Annotated in this window: 23 protein-coding genes; 15 read left to right on the top strand and 8 right to left on the bottom strand. The window is 71.1% G+C overall.

The window, feature by feature from the left end; genetic code table 11:
* Nucleotides 1–149: 149 nt before the first annotated feature.
* Nucleotides 150–569 (top strand): hypothetical protein, encoded by a 420-nt coding sequence (locus E1293_RS26610; RefSeq protein ID WP_132200216.1) that lies wholly within the window; start codon nucleotides 150–152, stop codon nucleotides 567–569.
* A gap of 5 nt (nucleotides 570–574) precedes the next feature.
* Here the strand turns inward: E1293_RS26610 and E1293_RS26605 are convergent, their stop codons facing one another.
* From E1293_RS26605 to E1293_RS26595, 3 genes are all read right to left on the bottom strand, one after another.
* The gene (locus E1293_RS26605; RefSeq protein ID WP_132200215.1) at nucleotides 575–1,228 is read right to left on the bottom strand and encodes a TetR/AcrR family transcriptional regulator; all 654 of its coding nucleotides are present in this window, start codon (nucleotides 1,226–1,228) and stop codon (nucleotides 575–577) included.
* Between the two features lie 39 nt (nucleotides 1,229–1,267).
* Nucleotides 1,268–2,095: an aggregation-promoting factor C-terminal-like domain-containing protein gene (locus E1293_RS26600; RefSeq protein ID WP_132200214.1), complete on the bottom strand. Its 828-nt coding sequence runs from the start codon at nucleotides 2,093–2,095 to the stop codon at nucleotides 1,268–1,270.
* A 72-nt stretch (nucleotides 2,096–2,167) separates the two neighbouring features.
* Complete coding sequence (locus E1293_RS26595) at nucleotides 2,168–2,746, bottom strand: MarR family winged helix-turn-helix transcriptional regulator (RefSeq protein WP_243716580.1); 579 nt, start codon at nucleotides 2,744–2,746, stop codon at nucleotides 2,168–2,170.
* Between the two features lie 288 nt (nucleotides 2,747–3,034).
* Here E1293_RS26595 and E1293_RS26590 point away from each other — a divergent pair, with 288 nt between their 5' ends.
* The 10 genes from E1293_RS26590 (at nucleotide 3,035) to E1293_RS26545 (ending at nucleotide 13,088) form a co-directional block, all read left to right on the top strand.
* The gene (locus E1293_RS26590) at nucleotides 3,035–3,838 is read left to right on the top strand and encodes an MlaE family ABC transporter permease (RefSeq protein WP_132200213.1); all 804 of its coding nucleotides are present in this window, start codon (nucleotides 3,035–3,037) and stop codon (nucleotides 3,836–3,838) included.
* On the top strand, nucleotides 3,838–4,692 hold the full coding sequence (locus E1293_RS26585) for an ABC transporter permease (protein ID WP_132200212.1): 855 nt from the start codon (nucleotides 3,838–3,840) through the stop codon (nucleotides 4,690–4,692). Before E1293_RS26590 ends, E1293_RS26585 begins: the two co-directional genes overlap by 1 nt.
* Nucleotides 4,689–5,756, top strand: a complete 1,068-nt coding sequence (locus E1293_RS26580) for an MlaD family protein (protein ID WP_132200211.1) — start codon at nucleotides 4,689–4,691, stop codon at nucleotides 5,754–5,756. The genes E1293_RS26585 and E1293_RS26580 overlap by 4 nt, the downstream gene beginning before the upstream one ends.
* A complete protein-coding gene (locus E1293_RS26575) occupies nucleotides 5,753–6,832 on the top strand; it encodes an MlaD family protein (protein WP_243716578.1) in 1,080 nt (359 codons plus the stop codon). The genes E1293_RS26580 and E1293_RS26575 overlap by 4 nt, the downstream gene beginning before the upstream one ends.
* A complete protein-coding gene (locus E1293_RS26570) occupies nucleotides 6,832–7,854 on the top strand; it encodes an MCE family protein (RefSeq protein ID WP_132200210.1) in 1,023 nt (340 codons plus the stop codon). The genes E1293_RS26575 and E1293_RS26570 overlap by 1 nt, the downstream gene beginning before the upstream one ends.
* Entirely contained in the window at nucleotides 7,854–8,924 is a 1,071-nt protein-coding gene (locus E1293_RS26565; protein WP_132200209.1) for an MCE family protein, read from the top strand. The genes E1293_RS26570 and E1293_RS26565 overlap by 1 nt, the downstream gene beginning before the upstream one ends.
* Nucleotides 8,924–9,991: an MCE family protein gene (locus E1293_RS26560; RefSeq protein WP_132200208.1), complete on the top strand. Its 1,068-nt coding sequence runs from the start codon at nucleotides 8,924–8,926 to the stop codon at nucleotides 9,989–9,991. The genes E1293_RS26565 and E1293_RS26560 overlap by 1 nt, the downstream gene beginning before the upstream one ends.
* The gene (locus E1293_RS26555; protein ID WP_132200207.1) at nucleotides 9,988–11,286 is read left to right on the top strand and encodes an MCE family protein; all 1,299 of its coding nucleotides are present in this window, start codon (nucleotides 9,988–9,990) and stop codon (nucleotides 11,284–11,286) included. Before E1293_RS26560 ends, E1293_RS26555 begins: the two co-directional genes overlap by 4 nt.
* A gap of 24 nt (nucleotides 11,287–11,310) precedes the next feature.
* Nucleotides 11,311–12,477 carry a hypothetical protein gene (locus E1293_RS26550; RefSeq protein WP_132200206.1) on the top strand — a complete coding sequence of 389 codons (1,167 nt, stop codon included), beginning with the start codon at nucleotides 11,311–11,313 and terminating at the stop codon, nucleotides 12,475–12,477.
* Between the two features lie 86 nt (nucleotides 12,478–12,563).
* Nucleotides 12,564–13,088: a MarR family winged helix-turn-helix transcriptional regulator gene (locus E1293_RS26545; RefSeq protein WP_132200205.1), complete on the top strand. Its 525-nt coding sequence runs from the start codon at nucleotides 12,564–12,566 to the stop codon at nucleotides 13,086–13,088.
* Here the strand turns inward: E1293_RS26545 and rpsD are convergent.
* The gene (rpsD, locus tag E1293_RS50975) at nucleotides 13,085–13,402 is read right to left on the bottom strand and encodes a 30S ribosomal protein S4 (RefSeq protein ID WP_243716576.1); all 318 of its coding nucleotides are present in this window, start codon (nucleotides 13,400–13,402) and stop codon (nucleotides 13,085–13,087) included. The genes E1293_RS26545 and rpsD overlap by 4 nt on opposite strands.
* Before the next feature lie 311 nt (nucleotides 13,403–13,713).
* Here rpsD and E1293_RS26535 point away from each other — a divergent pair, with 311 nt between their 5' ends.
* Nucleotides 13,714–14,502, top strand: a complete 789-nt coding sequence (locus E1293_RS26535; RefSeq protein ID WP_132200204.1) for a DUF2470 domain-containing protein — start codon at nucleotides 13,714–13,716, stop codon at nucleotides 14,500–14,502.
* 322 nt (nucleotides 14,503–14,824) lie between these two features.
* The gene (locus E1293_RS26530) at nucleotides 14,825–16,024 is read left to right on the top strand and encodes a trans-sulfuration enzyme family protein (protein WP_132200203.1); all 1,200 of its coding nucleotides are present in this window, start codon (nucleotides 14,825–14,827) and stop codon (nucleotides 16,022–16,024) included.
* Here E1293_RS26530 and E1293_RS26525 read toward each other — a convergent pair.
* Both E1293_RS26525 and E1293_RS26520 read right to left on the bottom strand, forming a co-directional pair.
* Nucleotides 16,021–17,184: a DUF5925 domain-containing protein gene (locus E1293_RS26525; protein WP_243716574.1), complete on the bottom strand. Its 1,164-nt coding sequence runs from the start codon at nucleotides 17,182–17,184 to the stop codon at nucleotides 16,021–16,023. The two genes, E1293_RS26530 and E1293_RS26525, sit on opposite strands and share 4 nt — an antisense overlap.
* Before the next feature lie 42 nt (nucleotides 17,185–17,226).
* Nucleotides 17,227–18,012 carry a lysophospholipid acyltransferase family protein gene (locus E1293_RS26520; protein ID WP_132200202.1) on the bottom strand — a complete coding sequence of 262 codons (786 nt, stop codon included), beginning with the start codon at nucleotides 18,010–18,012 and terminating at the stop codon, nucleotides 17,227–17,229.
* A gap of 133 nt (nucleotides 18,013–18,145) precedes the next feature.
* Here E1293_RS26520 and E1293_RS26515 point away from each other — a divergent pair, with 133 nt between their 5' ends.
* Nucleotides 18,146–19,006, top strand: coding sequence for a hypothetical protein (locus tag E1293_RS26515; RefSeq protein ID WP_243716572.1), 861 nt, complete (start codon nucleotides 18,146–18,148; stop codon nucleotides 19,004–19,006).
* Between the two features lie 18 nt (nucleotides 19,007–19,024).
* Here the strand turns inward: E1293_RS26515 and E1293_RS26510 are convergent, their stop codons facing one another.
* On the bottom strand, nucleotides 19,025–19,702 hold the full coding sequence (locus tag E1293_RS26510) for a uracil-DNA glycosylase (protein ID WP_132200200.1): 678 nt from the start codon (nucleotides 19,700–19,702) through the stop codon (nucleotides 19,025–19,027).
* A 246-nt stretch (nucleotides 19,703–19,948) separates the two neighbouring features.
* Here E1293_RS26510 and E1293_RS26505 point away from each other — a divergent pair, with 246 nt between their 5' ends.
* Nucleotides 19,949–21,400, top strand: coding sequence for a WS/DGAT/MGAT family O-acyltransferase (locus E1293_RS26505; RefSeq protein WP_132200199.1), 1,452 nt, complete (start codon nucleotides 19,949–19,951; stop codon nucleotides 21,398–21,400).
* Here the strand turns inward: E1293_RS26505 and E1293_RS47695 are convergent.
* The coding region (locus E1293_RS47695; RefSeq protein ID WP_165978404.1) for a transcriptional regulator at nucleotides 21,387–22,349 on the bottom strand (963 nt) is incomplete at its 5' end. The two genes, E1293_RS26505 and E1293_RS47695, sit on opposite strands and share 14 nt — an antisense overlap.

Here is a 22,349-nt window from a genome sequence, read left to right as displayed (position 1 = left end):
CGCCCACGCCCACGCCGACCACACCGGCGCCCACCACGCCCGCTCCGACGCCCACGAGCGGACCGCCCGGCAGCTCGTCCAGCGCACCGAAGGCACCGGCACCCGCCCACACCGCTCCGTCAGCGGTGGTGCCGCCGGTAGCTCCAGGGGTGCCGCCGGACGTTCCGCCGCCCGCACCGAACCTCGCTCCCGCGATCCGCGGGCCGCAGGTGGCGCTGCCGCCGATCAGCACCCCGGAGGTCGCGCCGGCCCGGATCAAACCCGTCCCGGCGGCCGGTCTTCGCCCGCTTCCCGATGACTCGCTCACCGTCGAGGACCTGAGCGCGCTCCAGGCGGGCGTGCTCGCCGCGATGGCGTCCTCGGTGGCGCTGCTCCTCCTCAGACTGCGGCTGGCCCGCCGCGCGGGGACCATGCCACGGCGGGCCGGCCGCGACCAACGAGCCCGAGCGTCGAGACCGCCCCGCGTCCGACTCCTGCCCGCCGACCCGGTCCGCCCCGCACCCGCCGCCGAGTTGGCGGACATCCTGCGGTGGGAGGTCGAGGTGCCCGGCGCGTCCGCGAACCCGTGAGGAGGTCAGCGGGCCAGGCGGATCAGGATCCGGCAGACCTCGTCGATGATCTCGGCGGCCTCCGTCTCGTTCTCGGCGGTGGCGATCTCTCGTCCGGCTTCGCCGATCACCGTGGTGAGCACCAGGCTCAGTACCTGTTCGGGGCGCCCGGCGGGTTCGTCGCCGGACGGGCCGCGCAGGAGCTTGGTGTTCTGGGCGATCCAGTGCTGGGCTCGGCTGCGGCGCATCAGCGACGATCCGGACGGGCCCTCGCCGGCGAGGAACAGGCGGGCCGCCTCCCGGCGCTCCCAGCACACCCGCAGGTAGGCGCGGGCGCCCGCGGTGAACAGCGCGATCGGGTCGGACTCGCCGTCCTTGCGCGCGGCGGAGACCGCCTGCGCGGCACTCGCCTCCTGCTCGGCGGTGAGGTCCTCCCACAGCGCCACGTACAGCCCGGCCTTGCCGCCGTAGTGGTGGTAGAGGCTGCCGACGCTGATGCCGGAGCGTTCGACGATCTCGGCGATGCCCGCGTCGGCGTAGCCGCGGTCGGCGAAGACCTGCAGCGCCGCGGTCAGCAGCGCATGGCGGGTCGCGTCGGCCCGCGCCCACTGCCGTCCGCCGGAACCCTCGGCGCCGCCGTCACCCGCGCCGCTCGCGAGGCGCGTCTTGCTCGTCCGCATGCCTCCATGGTGCCAGCTCGGGGACGCCGGCACGCGGGCTCAGTACCAGTTGTGCGCCTGCCACCAGGACCAGGCGCCGCACGGGTCCTTGTAGCGGGCCTTGATGTAGCCGAGCCCCCAGGCGATCTGGGTGGGGGTGCTGGTGCGCCAGTCGCTCTTGATGCTGGACATCTTGGAGCCGGGAAGCGCCTGCGGGATGCCGTAGGCACCGCTGCCCGGGTTCTCGGCCCGCTCGTTCCAGCCGCTCTCGTGGTTCCACAGCGTGAGCAGGGACGACCAGCAGCCGCCCCATCCCTTGAGCGCGCTCATCTTCTTGCCGTACGCCTTGTTCTGCTTGGAGCTCGGGTTCAACTTGGCGAGCCGCTCCTTCTCCTTCTCGGCCTTCAGCTTCGCCCGCGCCTTGGCGTCCCTCTTGGCCTTCGCCTTGAGCCGCTTCAGCTCGCGCTGGTGCTCCTCGTAGGCGCGCTTCTTCGCGGCGGCGATCGAGTCGGCCACGATCGGGTCCATGTCGGACGCCGACGTCAGCTTCGCGAGCATGTCGTTGGTCGACAGGCCGGCGGCGGCCGCCTTCGGGGGCTTGCTGCCGTCGTCGACGAAGCTGCCGAGGTCGACCACCGTCAGGGCCGCGCCGAGCACCGCGATCGCCGCGACCATGATGGTGATGTTGCTGGTGAGCACCCGCCGGATCCGGTGCCTGCGCTCGGGCGGGACGCCCGGCTCCGCCGGCCCGTACGGGTCGCGCGGATCGTCCGGGCCGAACGCACCCGGGCCGTAGGGACCCGCTTCGGGCGCACGGCGCGGCGGCGGCACCCGGCCGGATCGCTTGGTGCCGCTGGGGCGTCTGCGTGTGCCGTGACTCTGTGGCATAGGAGAAGACTGCCTTATCGCCCGGGTGTCGTGTCGTCGATCAGCAAGTACGGGGACGCGGTGCCGGACGGTTCACCCGTCGTGAAGCCGCCTGCCCCGCTCCCCGGCGGGGTTCAAGAGTTCCACATCGCCGGCCGCGAGTCGCGCCGGTTGGAGGGCTTCGAAGAGTTCGCGGTGCATCCCGCCGAACGCCGCCAGGGCGCCGCCGGGGGACTCCAGCGCCAGGCTCACCTCGTTGGCCCGGGCGCGTCCCGCGTCGGTGATCTCCACGAGGGTGGCGCGCCGGTCGCGCGGATGCCGGGTCCGGCCGGCGAGCCCGGCCGCCTCCAGCTGGTCCACGGTGAGCTTCACCGTCGTCGGATGCATCATCAGGATCCGGCCGAGGGTGCTCAGCCGCGCCCGCCCGTGCACGGTGAGCGCGAGGGTGGTCAGCAGGAAGTAGCCGGTCCGCGAGAGGTCCAGCCGCTTCAGCTCCAGGTCCAGGGCCTTCTTGAGCAGCTGGTTGAGCCTCCCGACCGAGCAGATCGCCAGGAACGGCCACGGATCGCCGTGCAGCCCCTGGTCCTCCCAGCGGTCGCGGACGCCCATGACCAGCGGGTCCACACCGTCGTCCATCTCTTCGTCCACGCCTCGTCGCGCCTCGATCCGCACCGGCTGATCGTAGCTTCGGACAAAACAAGATGTAAGTACTCGCTTCTTAGACCTTCTTCCAATAGAGTGCCTCAAATCACAGGCGGTGCCCGTGTGCTCGTTAGGGTGCGCGAGACCGTATGTGGTAGCCGGTCTCGACCGAGACCGCGGTGGCGCGCAAGGAGCATGACGAGGGCGTCGCCGTGTCCCGGTCCGGGATCCGGAGTTTCGGATGGGCGCCGACGTCCGAGCATGAAGGAGGCTGTGAGTGACTGCTCAGCAACCCCTTTTGGGGGAGGTCACCGGCTGATGGCCCTGAGCCTGCAGAAGGCCCCGGACCTGGCACGCAGACGCGTCGGGCGAGCGCTCGACGAGACCGGGCTGCTGTGCGTGACCCTCCTCGAAGGGCTGCGCCGCACCTGGGACCTGCGCCAGTGGTGGGGCGAGTTCATCGAGCAGTGCTGGTTCCTGGCGCGCGTCACCAGCGTGCCGGTGATGCTCATCGCGGTGCCGCTCGGCGCGACCATCTCGCTGCAGGTGGGCGACATCGCCCGGCAGCTCGGCGCGCAGTCGGGCACCGGAGCGCTGCTCACCGCGGCGATGATCCAGCAGGTGGCGCCGCTGGCCGCCGCGCTGCTGGTCTCCGGCGTGGGCGGGTCGGCCATCACGGCCGACATGGGCGCCCGCAACATCCGCGACGAACTCGCGGCCATGGAGGTCATGGGCATCAACCCGATCCACCGCCTGGTCACCCCCAGGCTGTGGGCGGCGAGCATGGTGTCCGGGCTGCTGTGCTCGGTGGTGATCCTGGCGGGCGTGATCGGCGGCTACTACTTCAACGTCATCCAGCAGGGCGTCAGCCCCGGCGCGTTCTTCGACGGAGCCACGACCCTGCTGCAGTTCTCGGACCTGCTGATCACGCTGTTCAAGGCGTGGGTGTTCGGGTTCATCGCCGCCGCCGTCGCCTGCTACATGGGCATGAACTGCGACTACGGCCCGGTCGGCGTCGGCCGCGCGGTGAACCGGGCGGTCGTCGTCACCTCGATCGTGGTGTTCGCGACGAACTACATCCTCACCATGATCTACCAGGTCCTTTTCCCCCCGAGGTTCTGATGGTCGCCATATCCCCCGTACGCAAGCTGGGCCGGGCCGTCAGGGGCCGGACCGCCGGCCTCGCCGCCTCGGCCAACCTGCCGGTCTTCCTCGGCCGCGTCCTCTACCACCTGCTCTTCGACATCATCATCCGGCGCAAGTACGGCAAGACGCTCGCCAAGCAGGTCAGCGACATCACCGTCGGCGTCGGCGCGCTCGTCATCGGCGGCGGCATGATCTTCGTGATCGCGACGATGTCGCTCGCCACCGGCGCCATGGTCGGCCTGCAGGGCTACCCCGGGCTGGAGCGCATCGGCGCGGAGGCGTTCACCGGGCTGGTCGCGAGCTACTCCAACGTCCGCGAGGTCACCCCGATCATCGCGGGCGTCGCGCTGGTCGCGCAGGTCGGCACCGGGTTCACCGCCGAGATCGGCGCGATGCGGATCTCCGAGGAGATCGACGCGCTGGAGGTCATGGGCATCAACTCGCTGGCCTACCTGGTGTGCACCCGGGTCGCCGCCGGCGTGATCGCGCTCGTGCCGCTGTACCTGGTGTCGCTGTTCATGGCGTTCTTCGCCACCCGGTTCATCACGATCCAGTACTTCGGGCTTTCGCCGGGCATCTACGACTACTACTTTCACCTGTACCTGCCGCCGATCGATGTCTTCTACAGCGTCATCAAGGTCGCGGTGTTCGCCTTCATCATCATGTTCATCCACTGCTACCGCGGCTACTACGCGGCGGGCGGACCGGTGGGCGTCGGCGTCGCCGCGGGCCGCGCGATCCGGGAGTCGACCATCCTGATGATCCTCATGAACCTGGTCCTGTCGTACATCTTCTGGGGCCACGGCAGCACAGTGAAGTTGACCGGATGAGCGACGAGACACTCTCCAGCCGCTCCCGGACGATCTTCGGGCTGGTCGGCGCCGGCGTCATCGCGGCCGCCGCGGCGTTCGTCGCGATCGGCTCCACGCCGTCCCACGCGGGCTCGACCTACTACGACGCGACGTTCGGACGGGCCGGGCAGGGCCTCGACCCGGGCAAGTCCGAGGTGAAGATCCGCGGCATCGCGGTCGGCGCCGTCGACGACCTGAAGCTCGACGACAACGGCAGGGTGACGGTCCGGCTCCGGGTCGACAAGGGCGTCAAGATCGCCGACTCGGCGGTCGCGACGGTCGAGCCGGTCTCGGTGTTCGGCCCGAAGGACCTCGCCCTCGACCTCGGCGCGCACGAGCTGACCGGCCCCTACCTGGAGGACGGCGGCCGCATCGCGAAGACCAACGACCCGCAGGAGCTGTCCGACACCGCCTGGCCCGCCTACCGGCTCACCAAGGCGATCAACCCCGACGACGTGGCGACGCTCCTGCACACGTTCGGCGCCGGGCTGTCCGGGCAGGGGGAGGCGCTCCGCCGGACGGTCGACAACGGCGCGATCGTCGTCGACGCGACCTACAAGAACCGGGCGGCGATCCAGTCGCTGCTGGCCGACATCAACGGCCTGTCCGGGACGTTCGCGTCCCGCGGCGACACGATCACCGGGTTCGCCGGCGACTTCAACCGGCTGTCCCAGACCATCAACGAGCGCCCCGACAAGGTGACCCAGCTGCTGGACGAGTCCAGCCGGCTCGGGCAGACGCTCGGCTCGAACCTGCAGCAGCACGGCCGCAACCTCGGCGGCCTCATCGACACCGGCGGCGGCCTCGCCGACGCGCTGAACGACCAGATCCGCAACGTCCCGGTGCTGCTGGACAGCCTGAACGGGTTCTTCGCCCTGCTGTCGCAGATCATCCGCATCCCCGGACCGGAGGGCACGCTCATCGCACAGGCCCGCGACGACCTCCCGCTCGACATCTGCCAGATCTTCGTCGACGCCTGCTCCAAGACGCCGAGCAAGACGGCGTTCCAGATGCAGCTGCCCGGCACGGGGAAGCGGCCGTGAGCCCGCGGATGCGCGGCAAGGCCGCGCGGGGTCCCGAGTACTCCACGATCCTCAAGTTCCTGGTGTTCGTGGCGGTGACCGGGCTGCTCACGTTCTACATCGGCCAGCAGATCCTCGGCACGAGCTTCAAGTCCCGCTACGAGCTGACCGCCACGTTCGACGACGTCACCGGCCTGCTGACGGGCGACGCCGTGAAGGTCGCGGGCACGCCCGTCGGGCAGGTCAAGAGCATCAAGGTGGAGCGCGGCAAGGCCGTCGTCGGCATGGCCGTCGACAAGGAGGTCGAGCTGCCCGCCGACTCGACCGCCGCGATCCGCTGGCGCAACGTGATGGGGCAGCGGGTCGTCTACCTGGACCCGGGCACGAGCCAGAGCAGGCTCGGCGACGGCGACCGGGTTCCGCACACCAAGTCGGCGGTGGACCTCGGCGACATCGTCAACAGCCTCGGCCCGCTCACGCGCAACCTGGACCCGAACCAGCTCAACAAGATCCTCTTCTCCTTCTCCCAGGCGCTCGACGGCAACGAGCAGAACATCTCGCAGCTGACCCAGAACCTGGACCTGCTGCTGCAGACCTTCGCCGCCCGGAAGAAGACGATCAAGGGAATGATCGACGACTACGAGACGGTCAGCGGCGCGATCGCCACCCGCGACCAGCAGATCGCCGCGAGCGTCGACAACCTGGAGTCGCTGACGCAGGTCTTCGCGAACAACCGCAAGCTGCTGGACAACGCGGTCGTGCAGATCTCCGGCGTCACCACGAACCTGAACCAGGTGCTCGGCGGCAACGACGCGCAGCTCGCCCGCATCATCGACAACCTCGGGCAGTTCAGCGAGACGTTCCGGCTGAACGTCGCCCAGCTGGAGAAGATGGTGCAGCAGCTTCCGCTGACGCTGCGGCAGCTGTTCTCCACCGCGAACGGCGGCCACTACCTGCGCACCAACGCGCTCTGCCTGAACGTCGTGCAGGGGCCGTGCCCGTTCCCGATGGAGCTGCCGAAGGCCCCCGGCACCGGCTCGCCCAGCAAGGACGACCTCGCCAAGCTGAAGAAGATGCTCACGGGGGGTGGCGGCTGATGGCGCTGAAGTCCCTGCGGGACGTCAACCAGAAGGTCGTGGCGATCGTCACCCTGGCCGCGCTCGGCGCCGGCTGCGTGTTCGCGTTCGCGATCGGCCAGCTGCACCTGCTCGACCGCGGCTACACGATGAGCGGCGAGTTCAGCGACACCGCCGGCCTGAAGAAGGGGCAGGACGTCCGGGTCGCCGGCGTGAAGTCCGGCCGGATCACCTCGGTCCAGCCCGACTTCCGGCACGGCAGGATCATCGTCGAGTGGCACGTGAACGCCGGCATCGACCTCGGCCCGAAGACCCGCGCCGAGATCGAGACGACGACGCTGCTCGGCGGCCGCTACCTGCGGCTGTCCGGCCCGGTCGCCAAGCCCTACATGGCGGACGTCGCGGAGTCGAGGCGGCGGATCCCGCTGGAGCGCACCAGCGTCCCGTTCACCGTCCCCGACGCCCTGGAGGGCGCGCAGAACATCGTCGGCAAGCTCGACCAGAAGAGCATCGACAAGCTGCTCACCGAGGTCAACAAGATCCAGTCGCCGGGCGCGGCGAAGCTGCACCGGATCCTGGTCAACGTCCAGGACGTGTCCCGGACGCTGAACGACTCCTACCCGCAGATCCAGAAGCTGATCGAGAACAGCAAGACGATCACCGGCACGCTGGCCGGCAAGGACACCGAGCTCCGCCGGATCATCGACGCCAGCCAGGTGCTGCTGCAGACGCTCGTCCGGCGCCGCAACGAGCTGGCCGCGACGATCGGGCAGGGCAGCCGCACCGTCCGGACGCTGTCCAACGTGATCTCCAAGAACCAGAAGCAGCTCGACTCGCTGCTGGACAACCTGCACCTGCTGACGACGCGGCTCGCCCCCAACATGGACGCGCTGAACACCGACTTCTCGCTGCTCGGCCCGACGTTCCAGCAGGTCGCCAACCTCAAGGGCAACGGCCAGTGGATCGAGGGCGTGCTCACCGGCCTCGGCCCGCTGCAGCCGCCCGGCCCGATCTCCACCCGCCGCCCGCAGGGAGGCAACTGATGGCAAGCGTCCCGGCCGGCGGACGGCCCGCGCCCCCCGGCAAGGCCAGGGTGAAGGGCGTGGCCGTCGCGCTCGGCCTCGCCATGGCCGCCTCGCTCGGCGGCTGCTCGCTCGTCCCGTCCGCGGGCGGCGAGCGCACCATGGTCGTCTACGTCCCGAAGGCCCGCTCCTTCTACAAGGAGTCGAAGGTCAAGGTCATGGGCGCCGACGTCGGCCTCGTCGACAAGGTCGAGACCCAGGGCGACAAGGTCAAGGTGACGTTCCACATCCGCAAGGACGTCCCGCTGCCGCAGGGCGTGCAGGCCTCGATCGTCCCGCTGAACCTGATCGGCGAGCGCAACCTCATCCTGCACCCGGCCTGGCGGCCGGGCCAGCCGAAGCAGACCTCGGACGAGATCCCGATCGAGCGCACCCACGTGCCGGTCGAGGTGGACGACGCGCTCAGCTCCTTCACCAACCTCGCCAACGCGCTCGACCCGACCAAGATGCAGCAGGCGCTCGGCACCGCCGCCGACACCGTCCGCGGCAACGGCAAGGAGTTCAACGCCACCCTCGAGCAGAGCGCCCGCCTCGTCGAGAACGTCGCCGGGCAGGACCAGGAGCTGATCGAGGTCGCGAAGAACCTCAACCGGCTGGCCGGGGTCGTGCGCGGACGCGAGCAGGTGCTCGGCACGGTGATCCGCGACTTCGGGACCGCGAGCCAGGTGCTCGCCTCCGAGCGCGGCCAGCTGCAGCAGCTGATCACCGGCATCCTCGACCTCGCCAAGAACGGCGACAAGCTGCTCCAGAAGTACAAGGGCAAGCTGCCGTACGACCTGGCCGTCCTCACCCGGACGGCGCTGGTCCTCAAGGGCAACACCAAGCAGATCGCGCAGCTGATCAGGGTGCTGCCCGGCATCAACGAGGCGCTCCTCGGCGGCTACAACCCGAAGAACAAGTCGCTGCAGATCCGGTTCGCGACGGACGCGTTCCTGCGGACCTGGCTCAAGGGCCTGATGAACTCCGACGACGTCGACTGCCCGTTGCCCAAGCCCAACTCCAACTGTCCCTGGCAGAACGGAGGCAACTGATGGGCAAGAGGGTGGTACTCCTGCTCCTCGCGGCCGCGCTCACCGTCACGGGTTGCTCCTACAAGACGGCGGGGGCGCCCCAGGGCGACCTCAGGCTGACCGCCACGTTCGACGACGCGCAGGGCCTCGTCGCCGGGCACAGCGTGAAGATGTCCGACATCACGATCGGCACCGTCATGAAGGTCGAGCTCGCCGGCTACAAGGCGAAGGCGACGCTGGCCATCGAGGACGACGTCAAGATCCCGAAGGGCACCCGGGCCGAGATCAAGGTGACGTCGCTGCTCGGCGAGAACTACGTGGACCTGCGGATGCCGCCCGGCGCGAGCATGGACCGCGGGCCGTTCCTGGCCTCCGGCGCGGCGATCACCGACACCGGCGTCCAGCCGGCGTTCGAGCAGGTCGTCGGGCAGGCCGGGCCGCTGATCCAGGCGCTCGCCGGCGACGACGTCGCGACGGTCGTCAACGCCGGGGCCACCGCCCTGGACGGCAAGGGGCAGAAGCTCAACAAGACGATCGCGCAGGCCGGGGCGCTGCTGAAGCTGTTCGCCGACGAGCGCCGCGAGCTCGGCGAGTCCGTGGACCGGTTCGCCAAGCTCGGCCGGTCGCTCGCGAACGGCAGCGACGAGCTCAGCGAGATGCCCGGGCAGCTCGAACGCACCACGCGGCTGCTGAACAAGGACAAAGACAAGATCATCAAGACGGTCGACCACCTCACCACGATGGCCCGCGAGCTGAACGACAAGGTGCTGGAGGGCCGCATCCTGCGGTTCCGCAAGCTGCTGAACGACCTGGACCCCGTCCTGCAGTCGCTCGGCGGCAACCGCAAGCGGCTCACCGGCCTGGTCGACAGCCTGGTCTCCTTCAGCGAGAAGATCCCGCGGGCCAGCTACGACGGCCAGCTGCTGCTCTACCCGATCCTGCGGATCGTCTGGCCGGACGGGACGCCGATCTTCCCCGGCCTCAGCGAGAGCCCGAAGAAGCAGAAGTCCGCCAAGCAGCCCGAGATCCCGAAAGAGTTCCAAGGCGCGTTCCCGGACCTCGACAAGCTCCTGGAGCCGCGCGGATGAACAGGCGACTGACGATCAACCTGCTGGCCTTCGGCGTGCTCGCCGTGGTGATGGTCGTGTGGGCCTTCAACAACGTGGTGAAGTTCGACTTCATCGACCGGCCGTACCACATCTCGGTGGAGTTCGAGTCCTCGCCGGGCCTGCACCCGAACTTCGAGGTCGACTACCTCGGCCTGCGGGTCGGCAAGATCGACGCGGTGGACCTGAAGAAGGACAAGGTCGTCGTCCGGCTGGACATGGACCGCGGCGTCAAGATCCCGCAGGGGGTCACCGCCGCCGCGGCCCGCAAGTCCGCGGTCGGCGAGCCGGTGGTCGAGCTGACCCCCGGCGCCGGGAAGGCCGGCGCCGCGCCGATGAAGCCGGGCACCGTCATCCCGGTGTCGCAGACCAAGGTCCCGCCGAAGTACGGCGACCTGTTCGGCGCCGTCATCGACAGCCTCAAGGCCATCAACCCCGACGACGCCGGCGTCCTCACCCACGAGCTGGCCGAGGGCTGGGCCGGCCGCGAGGGCTCGCTCCGCCAGATCATCAACGGCGGCGACGACCTGACCAAGACGTTCGCGCAGAACACCGAGCTGCTCGACGGGCTGACCAAGGACCTCGGCCGCATCACCCACGTGCTGAACCAGAACCGCGGCTCGCTCGGCGCCGGGGTCGACAACCTGGCCGCGCTCACCGCGGCGCTCAGCCAGGTCCGCGGGCAGATCGCGCAGCTCCGCGACCGGGGGCCCGGCCTGCTGAGCACGGTCAACGACCTGCTCGACAAGACCGCTCCCGACTTCGGCTGCACCGTGGACATGCTGGGCAACTGGGGCCTGGAGAAGTACGACCCGAACTACCTGAACGACCTGCGCAGGACGCTCGCGCTGGCGCCGAGCCTGAAGAACGTGCTGGACAACGTCATCGGGACCGACCAGGGCAAACCCGTCCTGAACGTTGTGTTCCAGGTCACGCTGAACACGCCCGCGACGCTGGAGTACAAGTACCCTCTGCCGCAGCCGCAGGTGAGCAAGGTCCCGACCTGCCCCGGCGGGCGGACTCCGGCGGTGACCAAGCAGAAGCCCTACAAGGCCAAGAACACGGGCGAGACGATCCCCACCCACGATCCCGCCCTCGACAAGCAGGACGTGCGGGCCAAGAACGCCGCGGACAAGAGCGACTCTTCTGGCGGCCCGCCGCTTTGGCTAGTGTACGTTCCCCCGGTCATCGCCCTGCTGGTGCTGATCAGGGTCATGATGGGCTCGGTGCCCGTGGTGTCCCGCCTGCCCCGGCTGCGTCGCCGGGACAGGGACTGACCCCAATCCCGAGGAGTACCCGAAGTGACAGCCAAGACCACCAAGCACAAGGTCGACGAGGTCGAGGCGGTCCCGGCCGAGGCGGTTTCACCTGAGGCGGAGGCGCCCGAGGCGGAGGCGGCCGAGGAGCTCTCGCCCGAGGCGGCGTCTGAGGCGGCGTCCGAGGAGAGCGAGGCCGCCGGGAAGCCGGCGCGTCCCGCCGCCAAGCGCAAGCGACGGGTGCGGGTCATCGAGGTCATCGACGACGGGGACCTCGACGACGGGGACTTGGACGAGGTCCTGGAGGCCCTCGACGCCGAGGACGCCGGAGCGGCCGAGGACGCCGAGGGCGCGGAGGAGGAGCCGGAGGACGAGCCCGCGGCCCGCCCGGCCAAGGCCGCGAAGCCCGCCGCCGCCAAGCCGGCCGCCGCCAAGCCGGCCGCCGCGAAGCCCGCCGCCAAGCCCGCGAAGGCCGCCGCTGCGACGGCGCCCGCGAAGGCCGCCGCCAAGGCGCGTCCCCAGCGTCTCGAACCGCCGGAGGACGAGGCCGAGGAGGAGACGCCGGAGCCCGCCACCGCTGCCGCCGCCGACCCGGCGCCGGCGGCCGGACGTCCGGGGATCTTCGGCTTCACCCTGGTGCAGACGGTCGTGATCGTCGTCCTCGTCGCGCTGCTGGCGAGCCTGGCGATCTGGAAGTGGACGAGCGCGAGTTCCCTCTCGTCCGAGCAGGCCGAGCGGGACGCCGTGGGCAAGGTCGCGTCCGACTACGGCGACGTGGCCTACAACTACAACGCCGCGAACTACCAGACGGTGACCGCCAAGGCGCAGAAGCTCCTCGCCGGCGACATGCTGGACGACTACAAGAAGAACACGGTGCCCACCGTGGCCAGCGCCTTCCAGTCCGATGCCCAGGCGGCCCTGACCTCCAAGACCAACCAGGTCTTCGTCGGCAGCGTCAACGGCAAGTTCGCCACGGCGGTGCTCATGATGGACATGACGATGAAGACCAAGGACGGCGCGATCAACCAGCCGGCGACCCTCGTGCGGCTCGCGCTGAGCAAGATCGACGGCAAGTGGAAGATCACCCAGCAGTACCCGTCCGGCATCAACGACGAGAACAGGAACCAGCAGCAGAGCCAGCTGCCGGCCACCCCGGGCGGGGGCTCGTCCAAGGCGCCGAAGTCGGAGAAGAGCGAGAAGCCGAAGAACTGAGCGCACGGCGGTGCCCCGCACGGAAGCCGTGCGGGGCGTTCGCGCGTTATGCGGGTGGACGGGTCGCTCGACGAAGGCGGGGCAGCATGTCGACCGTGACTGACCAGGGCGTGCAGGACGCGCAGGACGTGCAGGGAGCGCCGGACGCGATCGTCCCGGACGGGCTGGTGCACGAGTTCGGCGCGCTGCTGAGCGCGGCCTCGGCGCTGGAGCGGATCGCGGGCCGCGAGCTGGAGCGCCGCTGCGGCATCCGGCACGCGGTGTTCGAGGTGCTGCTGAAGCTGTCCGGCACGGGCTGCGACGGGCCGCGGTCGATGGGCGGGCTGGCCGGCGAGCTGATCCTGACCAGCGGCGGCATGACCCGCATCATCGACCGGATGGAGGAGGCCGGCCTCGTCCGCCGCGAACCGGCCCCCGGCGACCGGCGGCGCCAGCTGGTCGAGCTGACTCCGGCGGGCCGGGCGAAGCTGGACGAGGCCCTGCGCGTGCACGCCGAGACGCTCCGCGAGCATTTCGCCGGCCCGCTCACCGATGACCAGCGCCGTGTTCTCGTCGACGCCCTCCGGGTCCTGCGCACCACGGCCCGCAAGGAGCTGGGCGACCTCCGCTAGCGCGAGTAGTGCTCGACGACGAGCTGCTCGTCGCAGATCACGGGGATCTCGCTCCGCTCCGGCAGCCGGGTGAACCGGGCGGCGAGGGCGTCGTGCCGGACGTCCAGGTAGGCCGGGACGTTCTCGGCGTGCGCGCCGGCAGCGGCGATCTGGAACGGGTCCATCGTGCGGCTCCGCTCGGCGACGGTGATGACGTCGCCGGGGCGCAGCCGGTAGGACGGGCGGTCCACGCGGCGGCCGTTCACCAGCACGTGGCGGTGCACGACGAACTGGCGGGCCTGGTAGATCGTCCGGGCGAACCCGGCTGTGTTCATTGCAGCGCCGATCGCTGGCATCGCTTCGGCTCGCCTGGCGGCTCGCTGCGCGATCAGGTTCTCGCAAGCTCGAACCTGCCTTCGGACGCGATCGCACGTATTCGGTTGTTTGACGGCTGAGGCGTCGGGTGAGGCAGTCGCGAAGAAGGGATGCTGCCGGGGCGGGCCTCGAAGTACTTCACGCTCTTCGGGGTCAGCGGGATCCCGAGGGCCCGCGACAGCCGCACTTTGGGACGGGGGTTGTTCATCACACTCCTTGGTGGTTAGGTAGGCCTAAGTTAGGTAAGCCTAACCTTCCAAGTCAAGGAGGCATGGTGCCGCGAGCGGAGACCACGCAGAGCACGCAGACCATGGAGGGCCCCACGGCGGGAGAGCGGGCGCGGACCCTCGCCTACGGCGTGGCGGACGGCGTCCTTGTCGCGCCGGGCGTCCCCTACGCGCCCGTCACGGCGCACACGACCGACCGCGACGGCAGGCCCCTGCTGCTCGTCCGGGCGGACGCGCCGATCGTGGCTGCGCTGGCCCGTGAGGACGACGACGTGCCCGCCACGCTGCGGATCTCCGACGTCGCGCCGGTCCCGCTGCCGGACCGCGTGCGGGGGCGGGCCTGGCTGCACGGCTGGCTGACCGAGGTCCCGGACGGTGAGCTGCGCGCCGCCGCGCTCCGCCTCTCGCACGCGCACCCGCGTCCCGAACTGCTCGACCTCGGCGCCGAGCGGGACGGCGAGCGCGAATGGACGGTGCTCGCCCTCAAAATCGCGCAGGTGGAGGTCGACGACGCGTGGGGGAGCGCCACCCTGGAGCCCGAGGAGTACGCGGCCGCCGCGCCCGATCCGTTCGCCGCCATCGAGGCCGGCATCCTCACGCACCTGGACTCCGCGCACCGGGACGAGCTGCCGCGCCTGCTGCCCGCGTCCGTCCCGGGCGGGCCGGTGCGGCCGCTCGCCCTCGACCGGTACGGTATGTGGCTGCGCTGCTCCGCACCGTCGCCGGACGGGCCCGCGTCGTTCGACGTGCGGCTGCCGTTCGCCGAGCCTGTCAGTGATCTCCACGGTCTCCGGTGCGTCTACCGGCGGCTGTTCGCCCGCGCGACCCCCTAGTACGTATACCGAGAAGTACGGACGGCACCGGCGATTTGCCGGTGGTCTCCCGGATGGCGGGGGCGGGCCCCGCCGGGTGATGCTCGGATCTCCGGTCGAGGGACGCCGAACGTCGCCCCGTCCGGGACGGCCCCGATCGCCGGTTCGCCCTCGCGGGGTGGGTGAGCAGGCGATGGGGCCGTACCGGGCGGACAGGGGACGCCGGCGCCCCCGGCCGGGCCGGTGGTCCGGCGCCGCGGAGCACGACGCCGGGGGGCGTGGTCCGGGCCACTGGTCGGAATTGGCCGTTCCCGTCGCGCCGCTCCCGCTCCAAGCTGGGGATATGACCGATCCGCAGACCAGAGCCGTCCACCCGCCGGTGACGACGCCGGTGGGCAGCCGCCCGCTCGGCGTTCCGATCTACCAGGGCCACCTGTTCGGCTTCGACGCGGCCGACGACCTCGCCGCCGCGTTCCAGGGCCCGGACGAGGCGTTCTTCTACGCCCGCATGGGCAACCCGACCGTCCGCTCGCTGGAGCGGGCCCTCACCGAACTGGAGGGCGGCGCCGGGACGCTCGCCACCGCGTCCGGCATGGGCGCGGTCAACGCCGTCCTGATGGGGCTCCTCCGCAGCGGCGACCACGTCATCGCGCAGACCGCCCTCTACGGCGGCACCTACGCGCTGCTTCAGGACCTCGCCGACCGCTGGGGCATCGAGGTCACGTTCGTCTCCGGCGACGACCCGGCCGAGGTGCGGGACGCGCTGCGCCCCACGACCCGCCTCCTCTACCTGGAGACGGTCGCCAACCCCACCACGCACGTGACCGACCTGCCGGCGTTCACCGGGGCCGTCCGCGGGACGCAGGTCCTCACCGTGGTCGACAACACCTTCGTGCCGCTCCTCTGCAAGCCCATCGCGCACGGCGCCGACATCGTCGTCCACTCGACGACGAAGTACCTCGCAGGGCACGGCGACGTCATCGGCGGAGCCGCCGTCTTCGCCGACTCCGCCGTGCACCGGCGCGTCTGGGAGCACGCCATCGAACTCGGCGCCACCGCCGACCCGTTCGCCGCCTGGCTGACCGTACGCGGCCTCGCGACGATGCCGATGCGCGTGGCGCGCCAGAGCGCGTCCGCCCTCGACATCGCCCGCCGCCTGGCCGCGCACCCGTCCGTCACCCGCGTCCACTACCCGGGCCTGGACGACCACCCGCAGCACGCGCTGGCGCAGCGCCTCCTCCCGGACGGCGCCGGCGGCGTCCTCGCCTTCGAGCTGACCGGCGGCCGCGAAGCGGGCCGGGCCTTCTCCGAGGCCGTCGAACTGGTCGCCCTGGGCCCGTCACTGGGCGCCGTCGCGAGCCTCGTCATGCACCCGGCCAGCACGTCCCACCGCCAGATGGACGCCGCCTCCCTGACCGCGGCCGGCATAGCCGAAGGCACCGTCCGCCTGTCCATTGGCCTGGAACACCCCGACGACCTCTGGCAGGACATAACCCAGGCCCTCCAGAAAGCGACCGAGCCCCGGGCGGGCGGCAGCGCTTAGAGGTAGAAGCCGGTCGCCGTGGTGGGGGTGTGCTGGTTGTCGGGGCGCTTCTCGCCCTTGCGGAGGGCGGCCAGCTCGGCGAGGGTGGCGCCGTCGGTGCCGATCTCGGCGGGCTGGACGTCGGCGCCGTCCAGCCAGGAGAGCGACTCGGCGCGGGTCAGGCGGCCGACCTCGATCTGGGCGAGGCAGCGGCCGGGGCGGACGACGGCCGGGTGGAGCATGGCGAGGTCCTCGTTGGTGGTGATGGCCACCAGCACGTCGCGGCCCTGGCCGAGCATGCCGTCGGTGAGGTTGAGCAAGCGAGACAGGCCCTGGCCCGTCGACTGCTTGGCCTCGCCGCGGATCAGCTCGTCGCAGTCCTCCAGGACGAGCAGCCGCCAGCGGCGGTTCTCGTCCTCGTCGTCGCCGACCGCGACCTCCATGAGGTAGCTGGGCGTGCCGAACAGCGCCTCGGGGTCGAGGACGCAGTCGGCCTGGCACCAGCCGTTCCAGGCACGGGCGAGGGCGCGCAGCGCCGTGGTCTTGCCGGTGCCGGGCGGGCCGTGCAGGAGCAGCAGGCGCCCCGCGACCTCCTCGCGGGTCAGGGACATGACCTCGTCCAGCGCCTCGGCGACGGGCGCGGTGTAGTTGCGGCGGATGTCGTCCCACGAGTCGGCGGTGATGGCGCGCTCATTGCGGACCGGGCCGTGCGTCCCCATGTGCCAGAAGCCCATCTCGACGCTGGCCTCGTCCACCTTCGGCGGCTCCGTCGCGTCCTTCACCGACGCTTCGAGGACCGTCTCGGCCAGGTCGTCGGTGACCGCGGACACGGCGAGGTAGGCGATGCCGCTCTTCCAGCGGTTCGTCAGCAGCGTCCAGCCGTCGCCCTCCGCCAGGACCGACTCCTTGCCCTTCTCGTGGGCGACGCGCACGAGGCGGGCGTCGCCCGGACGAAGGGGCGCCTCCGCCCGGACGTTCTCCAGCCGCGTCGACCGCGACCAGGGCTGCTCACCGGACGCGAACGGGCGCAGCGACAGCACGTCCATCACGTCGGCGGGGGAGTTGTTGTCGCTCAGGTTGAAGACCACGGGCAGCGTCGAATCCGGCCCGGGATCGGTGATGTTCTCCGCGGGCCCGATCAGATGCAGGATCTCCTGCGGCCTCTCCTGCGACATGGTCATGCCAACGATGATCACGCCCGGCGGCGGACGGCGTCCACCGAATTAGCCCTCGGTCCCCTTGCCGTCGTGCGCCGCGTCGCGGGCCGCCTTGCGCGCCTCGGCCTCTTCGAGGTCGAGCTTCTCCGCCTCCTCCGGCGTCGGCGCCGTCCCGCCGAGGTAGGAGGGCTGCCACCACGTCTCGCCCGGCTTCGGGATGTCGGTGTACTCGCGCTGCGCCTTCTCCAGCAGCTCTTCCATCTGGGCGCGCAGGTCGCGGGTGACCTGGTCGTAGTCGTCGCCGCGCTTGGGGTACAGCGGCTCGCCGACGAGGATCGTCACCGGGACGTTGCGCTGCAGGAGGCGGCGCTTGCGGCCCTTGGTCCACAGCCGCTGCGGGCCCCAGATCGCGATCGGGATCAGCGGGGTCTTGGACGCCACCGCCATCCGCACGGCGCCGTTCTTGATGTCCTTGATCGTGAACGACCGGCTGATCGTCGCCTCCGCGAACACCCCGACGATCTCGCCGCCCTTCAGCGCCTTCAGCGCCGCCGCGTAGGACGAGGCGCCCGCGTCGCGGTCCACCGGGATGTGGTGCATCCCGCGCATCAGCGGCCCGCCGATCCGGTTGTCGAAGATCTCCTTCTTCGCCATGAACCGCACCAGCCGGCCCGCCGGATGGGCGGACAGCCCCGCGAAGATGAAGTCGAGGTAGCTGACGTGATTGCTGACGAGCACCGCGCCCCCGTCGGCGGGGATCCGGTCGGTCCCCTCCAGGCGGATCTTGATGTTCAGGGCCTTGAACACACCGAGGGCCGTCTTGATCACCGGCGGGTACACGAATTCGGACATGGGAGCACCGTACTTGAGCAGCTCATGATCAGCGAGTGTGAGCCGGGGATCGCGATGCATCGCACAACCGGGCCCAACTCTGAGAAGGTGGGAGCAGACGTGATCCGCCGAAGGCTGAGGGAGGATGAGCTCCATGGAACCGTTGGACGCGGCGGCGGACGTGCACGCGCTCATCCGCGATGTGCTGCCCGCCCTGGCGCCCAGCGCCTGGTTCGATCCGGGCACCTCCGAGGTGGTGCTGCCCGTGGGCCGATCGGAGGCTCGCGCGTCCAGCTGGACGGTGCTTGAGCGCTGCGCCCGCGAGCCGCGCGAGGTGTGGCCCAAGGTAGTGGACGAGTGGGTCCGCGAGGTCGGCGACCGCGCGTTCCTCGCGGTCGGCGAGATGGAGCTGTTCGGCGACGTCCGGGAGCTGCTGCGGCTGCGCATCGTGCCGAAGCTCGCGCCGCGCGACCGGGAGGGCCTCGTCGTCGTCCCCGCCGGCGACCACTTCGACGCGATGGTGATGATCGAGCACCCGCGCTACGGCGGGCCGCTCACCAAGGCCCGCGCCGGGCTCCTCGGCCTGCACAAGCTCGGCTACGTGATGACGAACACCCATGACCGCGAGCTGGCGGACGTGTCCGTCCACGACCAGCCCCTCCTGCCGGGCCGGAACGTCCGGGTGGTGAACAAGCCGGGCAGCCGGTACGTGTCGGCGCTGCTCAGCGAGGTCGACCAGTTCCTCCCCTGGCCGAACGAGCACGGCGCCCTGGTCGGCGTCCCGTGCCACAGCACTCTGCTGCTGTACCCGATCACGTCCGCGGCCGTCCGCGACGTGCTGCCCGTGTTCGCCGACGTCGTCGAGGAGATGCACGCCATCGCCGACGACCCCTGCGCGCCCGGCGTCTACTGGAGCCACGGCGAGCGCCGCCTCACTCCGCTGCCGGCGGACGCCGACGTCGAAGGCGCCGGCGAGTTCGCCCTGCTCCTGCGCAAACTCCCCGAAGACGGCTAGGCGCCAGGGCCTGGCGGGCTAAGGCAGCTTCCAGTCGACCGGCGGGGCGCCCTGCTGCTCCAGGAGCTGGTTGGCCCGGGAGAAGGGGCGGGAGCCGAAGAAGCCGCGGTCGGCCGACATCGGGCTCGGGTGCGGGGACTCGATGCACGGGACGTTGCCCAGCAGCGGCTTGAGGTTGCGGGCGTCACGCCCCCACAGGATCGCGACGAGCGGCCGATCGCGGGCCGCCAAGGCGCGGATGGCCTGCTCGGTGACCTCTTCCCAGCCCTTGCTGCGGTGCGAGCCGGGCTTGCCGGGCATGACGGTCAGCGACCTGTTGAGCAGGCAGACGCCCTGCTCCGTCCAGGGGGAGAGGTCGCCGTTGGACGGCTGCGGGTGGCCCAGGTCGTCGCCGTACTCGCGGAAGATGTTGATCAGGCTGCCGGGCAGCGGCCGGACGTCCGGGGCGACGGAGAAGCTGAGGCCGACCGGATGCCCGGGCGTCGGGTAGGGGTCCTGGCCCATGATGAGGACGCGGACGCCGTCGAAGGGCCGGGTGAAGGCGCGCAGGATGTGATTCCCGGCGGGCAGGTAGCGCCGCCCGGCGCCGACCTCGGCGCGCAGCCAGTCGCCCGCGGCGGCGATCGTCCCGGCGACCGGTTCCAGCGCGGTCGCCCACCCCGCTTCGACGATCTCCGAGAGTGGTCGTGCCGTCATGGCGCACCACCCTAGTCCGATGATCACCGCGCCACCCGCTTGATCAGGAATGTGAAGTTTTCTGACCGCATGAGGTCGGGTCGCGGCCAAATGTTTTCAAGGGCTCCGGAAAGTGCCAGGTGAACTGGGTGAAACGCCCCGTTAAGTCCCTGTTACTTTCGGACGGCCCGCGTTGACCTGCGCCCCCGCGGCGCATAACTCTCAGAGAGGTAAGGACGGCGCAGGACGAGCGGACGGGACGAGAGCATGAGCCAGCTGACCACCGTGGACGCCACCTTCCTCCATGCCGAGAACGCCACGACCCACGCCCACATCGCCGGGCTGGGGATCGTCGACGCCGGGACGTGCCCCGGCGGCCGGCTCACCGTCCCGATGGTCGCCGAGCTGATCCGCGCCCGCGCGCACCTCGCGGCCCGCCCGCTGCGGCAGCGGCTCGTCCAGGTGCCGCTCGGCCTGGACAACCCCTACTGGGAGGACGACCCGGACTTCGAGCCCGAGCGGCACATCTGCGAGATGGGCCTGCCCGCGCCCGGCACCGACCGGCAGCTCGCCGACATCGTCGCGCTCCTGCACGAGCAGCCGCTCGACCGGACCCGCCCGCTGTGGGAGATGGTCCTCATCCAGGGCCTCGCCGGCGGCCGGACGGCCGTCTACGTCAAGGTGCACCACGCCGCGATCGACGGCGTGATGGCCGCCGAGACCCTCGCCGCGCTCCTCGACCTGTCGCCCGAGCCCCGCGACCTGCCCGCCGACGAGACCGCCCGCGCGCAGGCGCCGGGCACCGCAGCCATGGTCGGCACGGGACTGCTGAACGCCGCGATGCACCCCGTCCGGTCGGCGATGTCGGCCGCGCGCACCGTCCCCTACCTGGACGAGGTCCCCGGCCTGTCGTCCATCCCGGGCGTCGGGTTGATGTCGTCGATGGTGCAGGGCGCGCTGCGCCGCCCCGAGCTGCCGAGGGCGCCGCGGCCGAGCGCGCCGCCGACGCCGTTCAACCATCCGATCGGCCGCCGCCGCTCCGTCGCCTGCGGGGAGCTGCCGCTCGACGAGATCAAGGAGATCCGGCGGGCGCTCGGCGGCAGCGTCAACGACGTGGTCATGGCGCTGTGCGCGACGGCGCTGCGGCAGTGGCTCGACAAGCGCGGCGACCTGCCCGAGCGCCCGCTGGTCGCGGCGGTCCCGGTGTCGCTGCGGCGCGGGGGCGGCGGCGCGGCCGCCGAGCCGGGCAACCAGGTCACGATCATGACGGCGCCGCTGGCCACGCACGTCCCCGACCCGGCCGACCGGTACACCTCCGTCCGGCGCGACATGGACGTCGCCAAGCGCCGGTTCACCGGGTCGTCGGGCGCTTGGGTCCGGGACATGAGCGGGCTGCTCCCGGCGCCCATCGCCGGCGCCGTCACGCGGCTCGCCCTCCAGGCCGCGCCCGCGGTGTCGCTGCGGCCCATCAACCTGATCATCTCGAACGTGCCGGGCCCGCAGTTCCCCCTCTACCTGTGCGGGGCGAAGGTCCTCGGCTACTACCCGATCTCGGTCATCACCGACGTCAGCGGCGGCCTGAACATCACCGTGTTCTCCTACGACGGCAAGGTCGACGTCGGCATCGTCGCCTGCCGGAACCTCGTCCCCGACCCGTCCGAGATCATCGACCACCTGGTGGACGCGCTGGACGAGCTGAAGTCGCTCAGCCGCGAGTGAGCCCGAGCCGCGCCCGGTGCCGCCACGCGAGGGTCAGCGCGGCGGCGCCGGCGGGCTGCATCGGCCGCGGGACGGTCCCGTCGAACGGCGCCATCGACACCTCGCCCTCGGCGTTGACCGCGACCAGGCCGCCGAAGAGCTCGCCGAACAGGTCCTCGTCGATGGCGACGACCGTCAGGAGGTCGAGCGCGAACGTGAGCGGGTCTACGCCGAGGCCCAGGAAATGCGCCCGGATCCGGTTCTCGGCCCGGGCGGCGGTCAGCGTCCTGTGGAAGGGCCACCCGTCCTGGACGAAGCCGTCGCCGTAGTTCTCGTCCGTCCCGAGGAGTTCTTCGGCGTACTCGCGGACCATGCACCGCCACATGTCGGGCGGCTCGCCATCGAGCGGCTGGAAGACCCCGACCGGCATCACCTGGTACAGCCCGCCGGCATGCGCGACCTTCGCCGGATCCCGCCGGTGCAGGACGTATCTCCCGGACGTCGTCACGGTGGCCGTCGTGATCGCGGGGAGCGCGGTCCGGCGGGACAGGTCGCACGGGTCGCCGATCCGGGTCCGCAGCGGGAGACCTCCGGCTCCGGCCGCCAGCTCGTGCGCGACCGACTCGCCCACGTTCACGCCGTCGAAGTAGCGGGCGGGGCCGAGGCGCAGGACCGGCGGGGCGGCGTCGAGGAGCCGGTAGCTCGGACGGTCCTCGAAGACCTTCGGCGCTGCGAGCGCGGCCATGGCCTCGGCATACGTCCGGTACCCGTCCGGCAGCCCGTCGGGCGGGTCGGCCACGGCCGGCGGTCCGGGGCGGCCCTCCCACTCCAGCCGGACGTCGTCCAGCGGAACCGGCACGTCCGGAACCCAGCCGTCCCGGCAGAGCAGCGGCGTCCCCGCGACGCGCGGCGTGCCCGGATAGAGGCCGTCCGCGACCTCCCCGAGCCGCCCGCGCCCGCCGTCCAGCGC

The organism is Actinomadura darangshiensis (genome assembly GCF_004349235.1).
Classification (GTDB): Bacteria; Actinomycetota; Actinomycetes; order Streptosporangiales; family Streptosporangiaceae; genus Spirillospora; species Spirillospora darangshiensis.
Note: the sequence above shows the minus strand (reverse complement) of the source record. Positions and strands in the feature narration are given on the sequence as shown.

Excerpts from the sequence above, each read along its gene's own strand:
- E1293_RS26605 (WP_132200215.1), bottom strand. The coding sequence starts at position 1,228 with ATGCGGACGAGCAAGACGCGCCTCGCGAGCGGCGCGGGTGACGGCGGC.
- E1293_RS26600 (WP_132200214.1), bottom strand. The coding sequence starts at position 2,095 with ATGCCACAGAGTCACGGCACACGCAGACGCCCCAGCGGCACCAAGCGA.
- E1293_RS26590 (WP_132200213.1), top strand. The coding sequence starts at position 3,035 with ATGGCCCTGAGCCTGCAGAAGGCCCCGGACCTGGCACGCAGACGCGTC.
- E1293_RS26585 (WP_132200212.1), top strand. The coding sequence starts at position 3,838 with ATGGTCGCCATATCCCCCGTACGCAAGCTGGGCCGGGCCGTCAGGGGC.
- E1293_RS26580 (WP_132200211.1), top strand. The coding sequence starts at position 4,689 with ATGAGCGACGAGACACTCTCCAGCCGCTCCCGGACGATCTTCGGGCTG.
- E1293_RS26570 (WP_132200210.1), top strand. The coding sequence starts at position 6,832 with ATGGCGCTGAAGTCCCTGCGGGACGTCAACCAGAAGGTCGTGGCGATC.
- E1293_RS26565 (WP_132200209.1), top strand. The coding sequence starts at position 7,854 with ATGGCAAGCGTCCCGGCCGGCGGACGGCCCGCGCCCCCCGGCAAGGCC.
- E1293_RS26560 (WP_132200208.1), top strand. The coding sequence starts at position 8,924 with ATGGGCAAGAGGGTGGTACTCCTGCTCCTCGCGGCCGCGCTCACCGTC.
- E1293_RS26555 (WP_132200207.1), top strand. The coding sequence starts at position 9,988 with ATGAACAGGCGACTGACGATCAACCTGCTGGCCTTCGGCGTGCTCGCC.
- E1293_RS26545 (WP_132200205.1), top strand. The coding sequence starts at position 12,564 with ATGTCGACCGTGACTGACCAGGGCGTGCAGGACGCGCAGGACGTGCAG.
- rpsD (WP_243716576.1), bottom strand. The coding sequence starts at position 13,402 with ATGAACACAGCCGGGTTCGCCCGGACGATCTACCAGGCCCGCCAGTTC.
- E1293_RS26535 (WP_132200204.1), top strand. The coding sequence starts at position 13,714 with ATGGTGCCGCGAGCGGAGACCACGCAGAGCACGCAGACCATGGAGGGC.
- E1293_RS26530 (WP_132200203.1), top strand. The coding sequence starts at position 14,825 with ATGACCGATCCGCAGACCAGAGCCGTCCACCCGCCGGTGACGACGCCG.
- E1293_RS26525 (WP_243716574.1), bottom strand. The coding sequence starts at position 17,184 with ATGACCATGTCGCAGGAGAGGCCGCAGGAGATCCTGCATCTGATCGGG.
- E1293_RS26520 (WP_132200202.1), bottom strand. The coding sequence starts at position 18,012 with ATGTCCGAATTCGTGTACCCGCCGGTGATCAAGACGGCCCTCGGTGTG.
- E1293_RS26515 (WP_243716572.1), top strand. The coding sequence starts at position 18,146 with ATGGAACCGTTGGACGCGGCGGCGGACGTGCACGCGCTCATCCGCGAT.
- E1293_RS26510 (WP_132200200.1), bottom strand. The coding sequence starts at position 19,702 with ATGACGGCACGACCACTCTCGGAGATCGTCGAAGCGGGGTGGGCGACC.
- E1293_RS26505 (WP_132200199.1), top strand. The coding sequence starts at position 19,949 with ATGAGCCAGCTGACCACCGTGGACGCCACCTTCCTCCATGCCGAGAAC.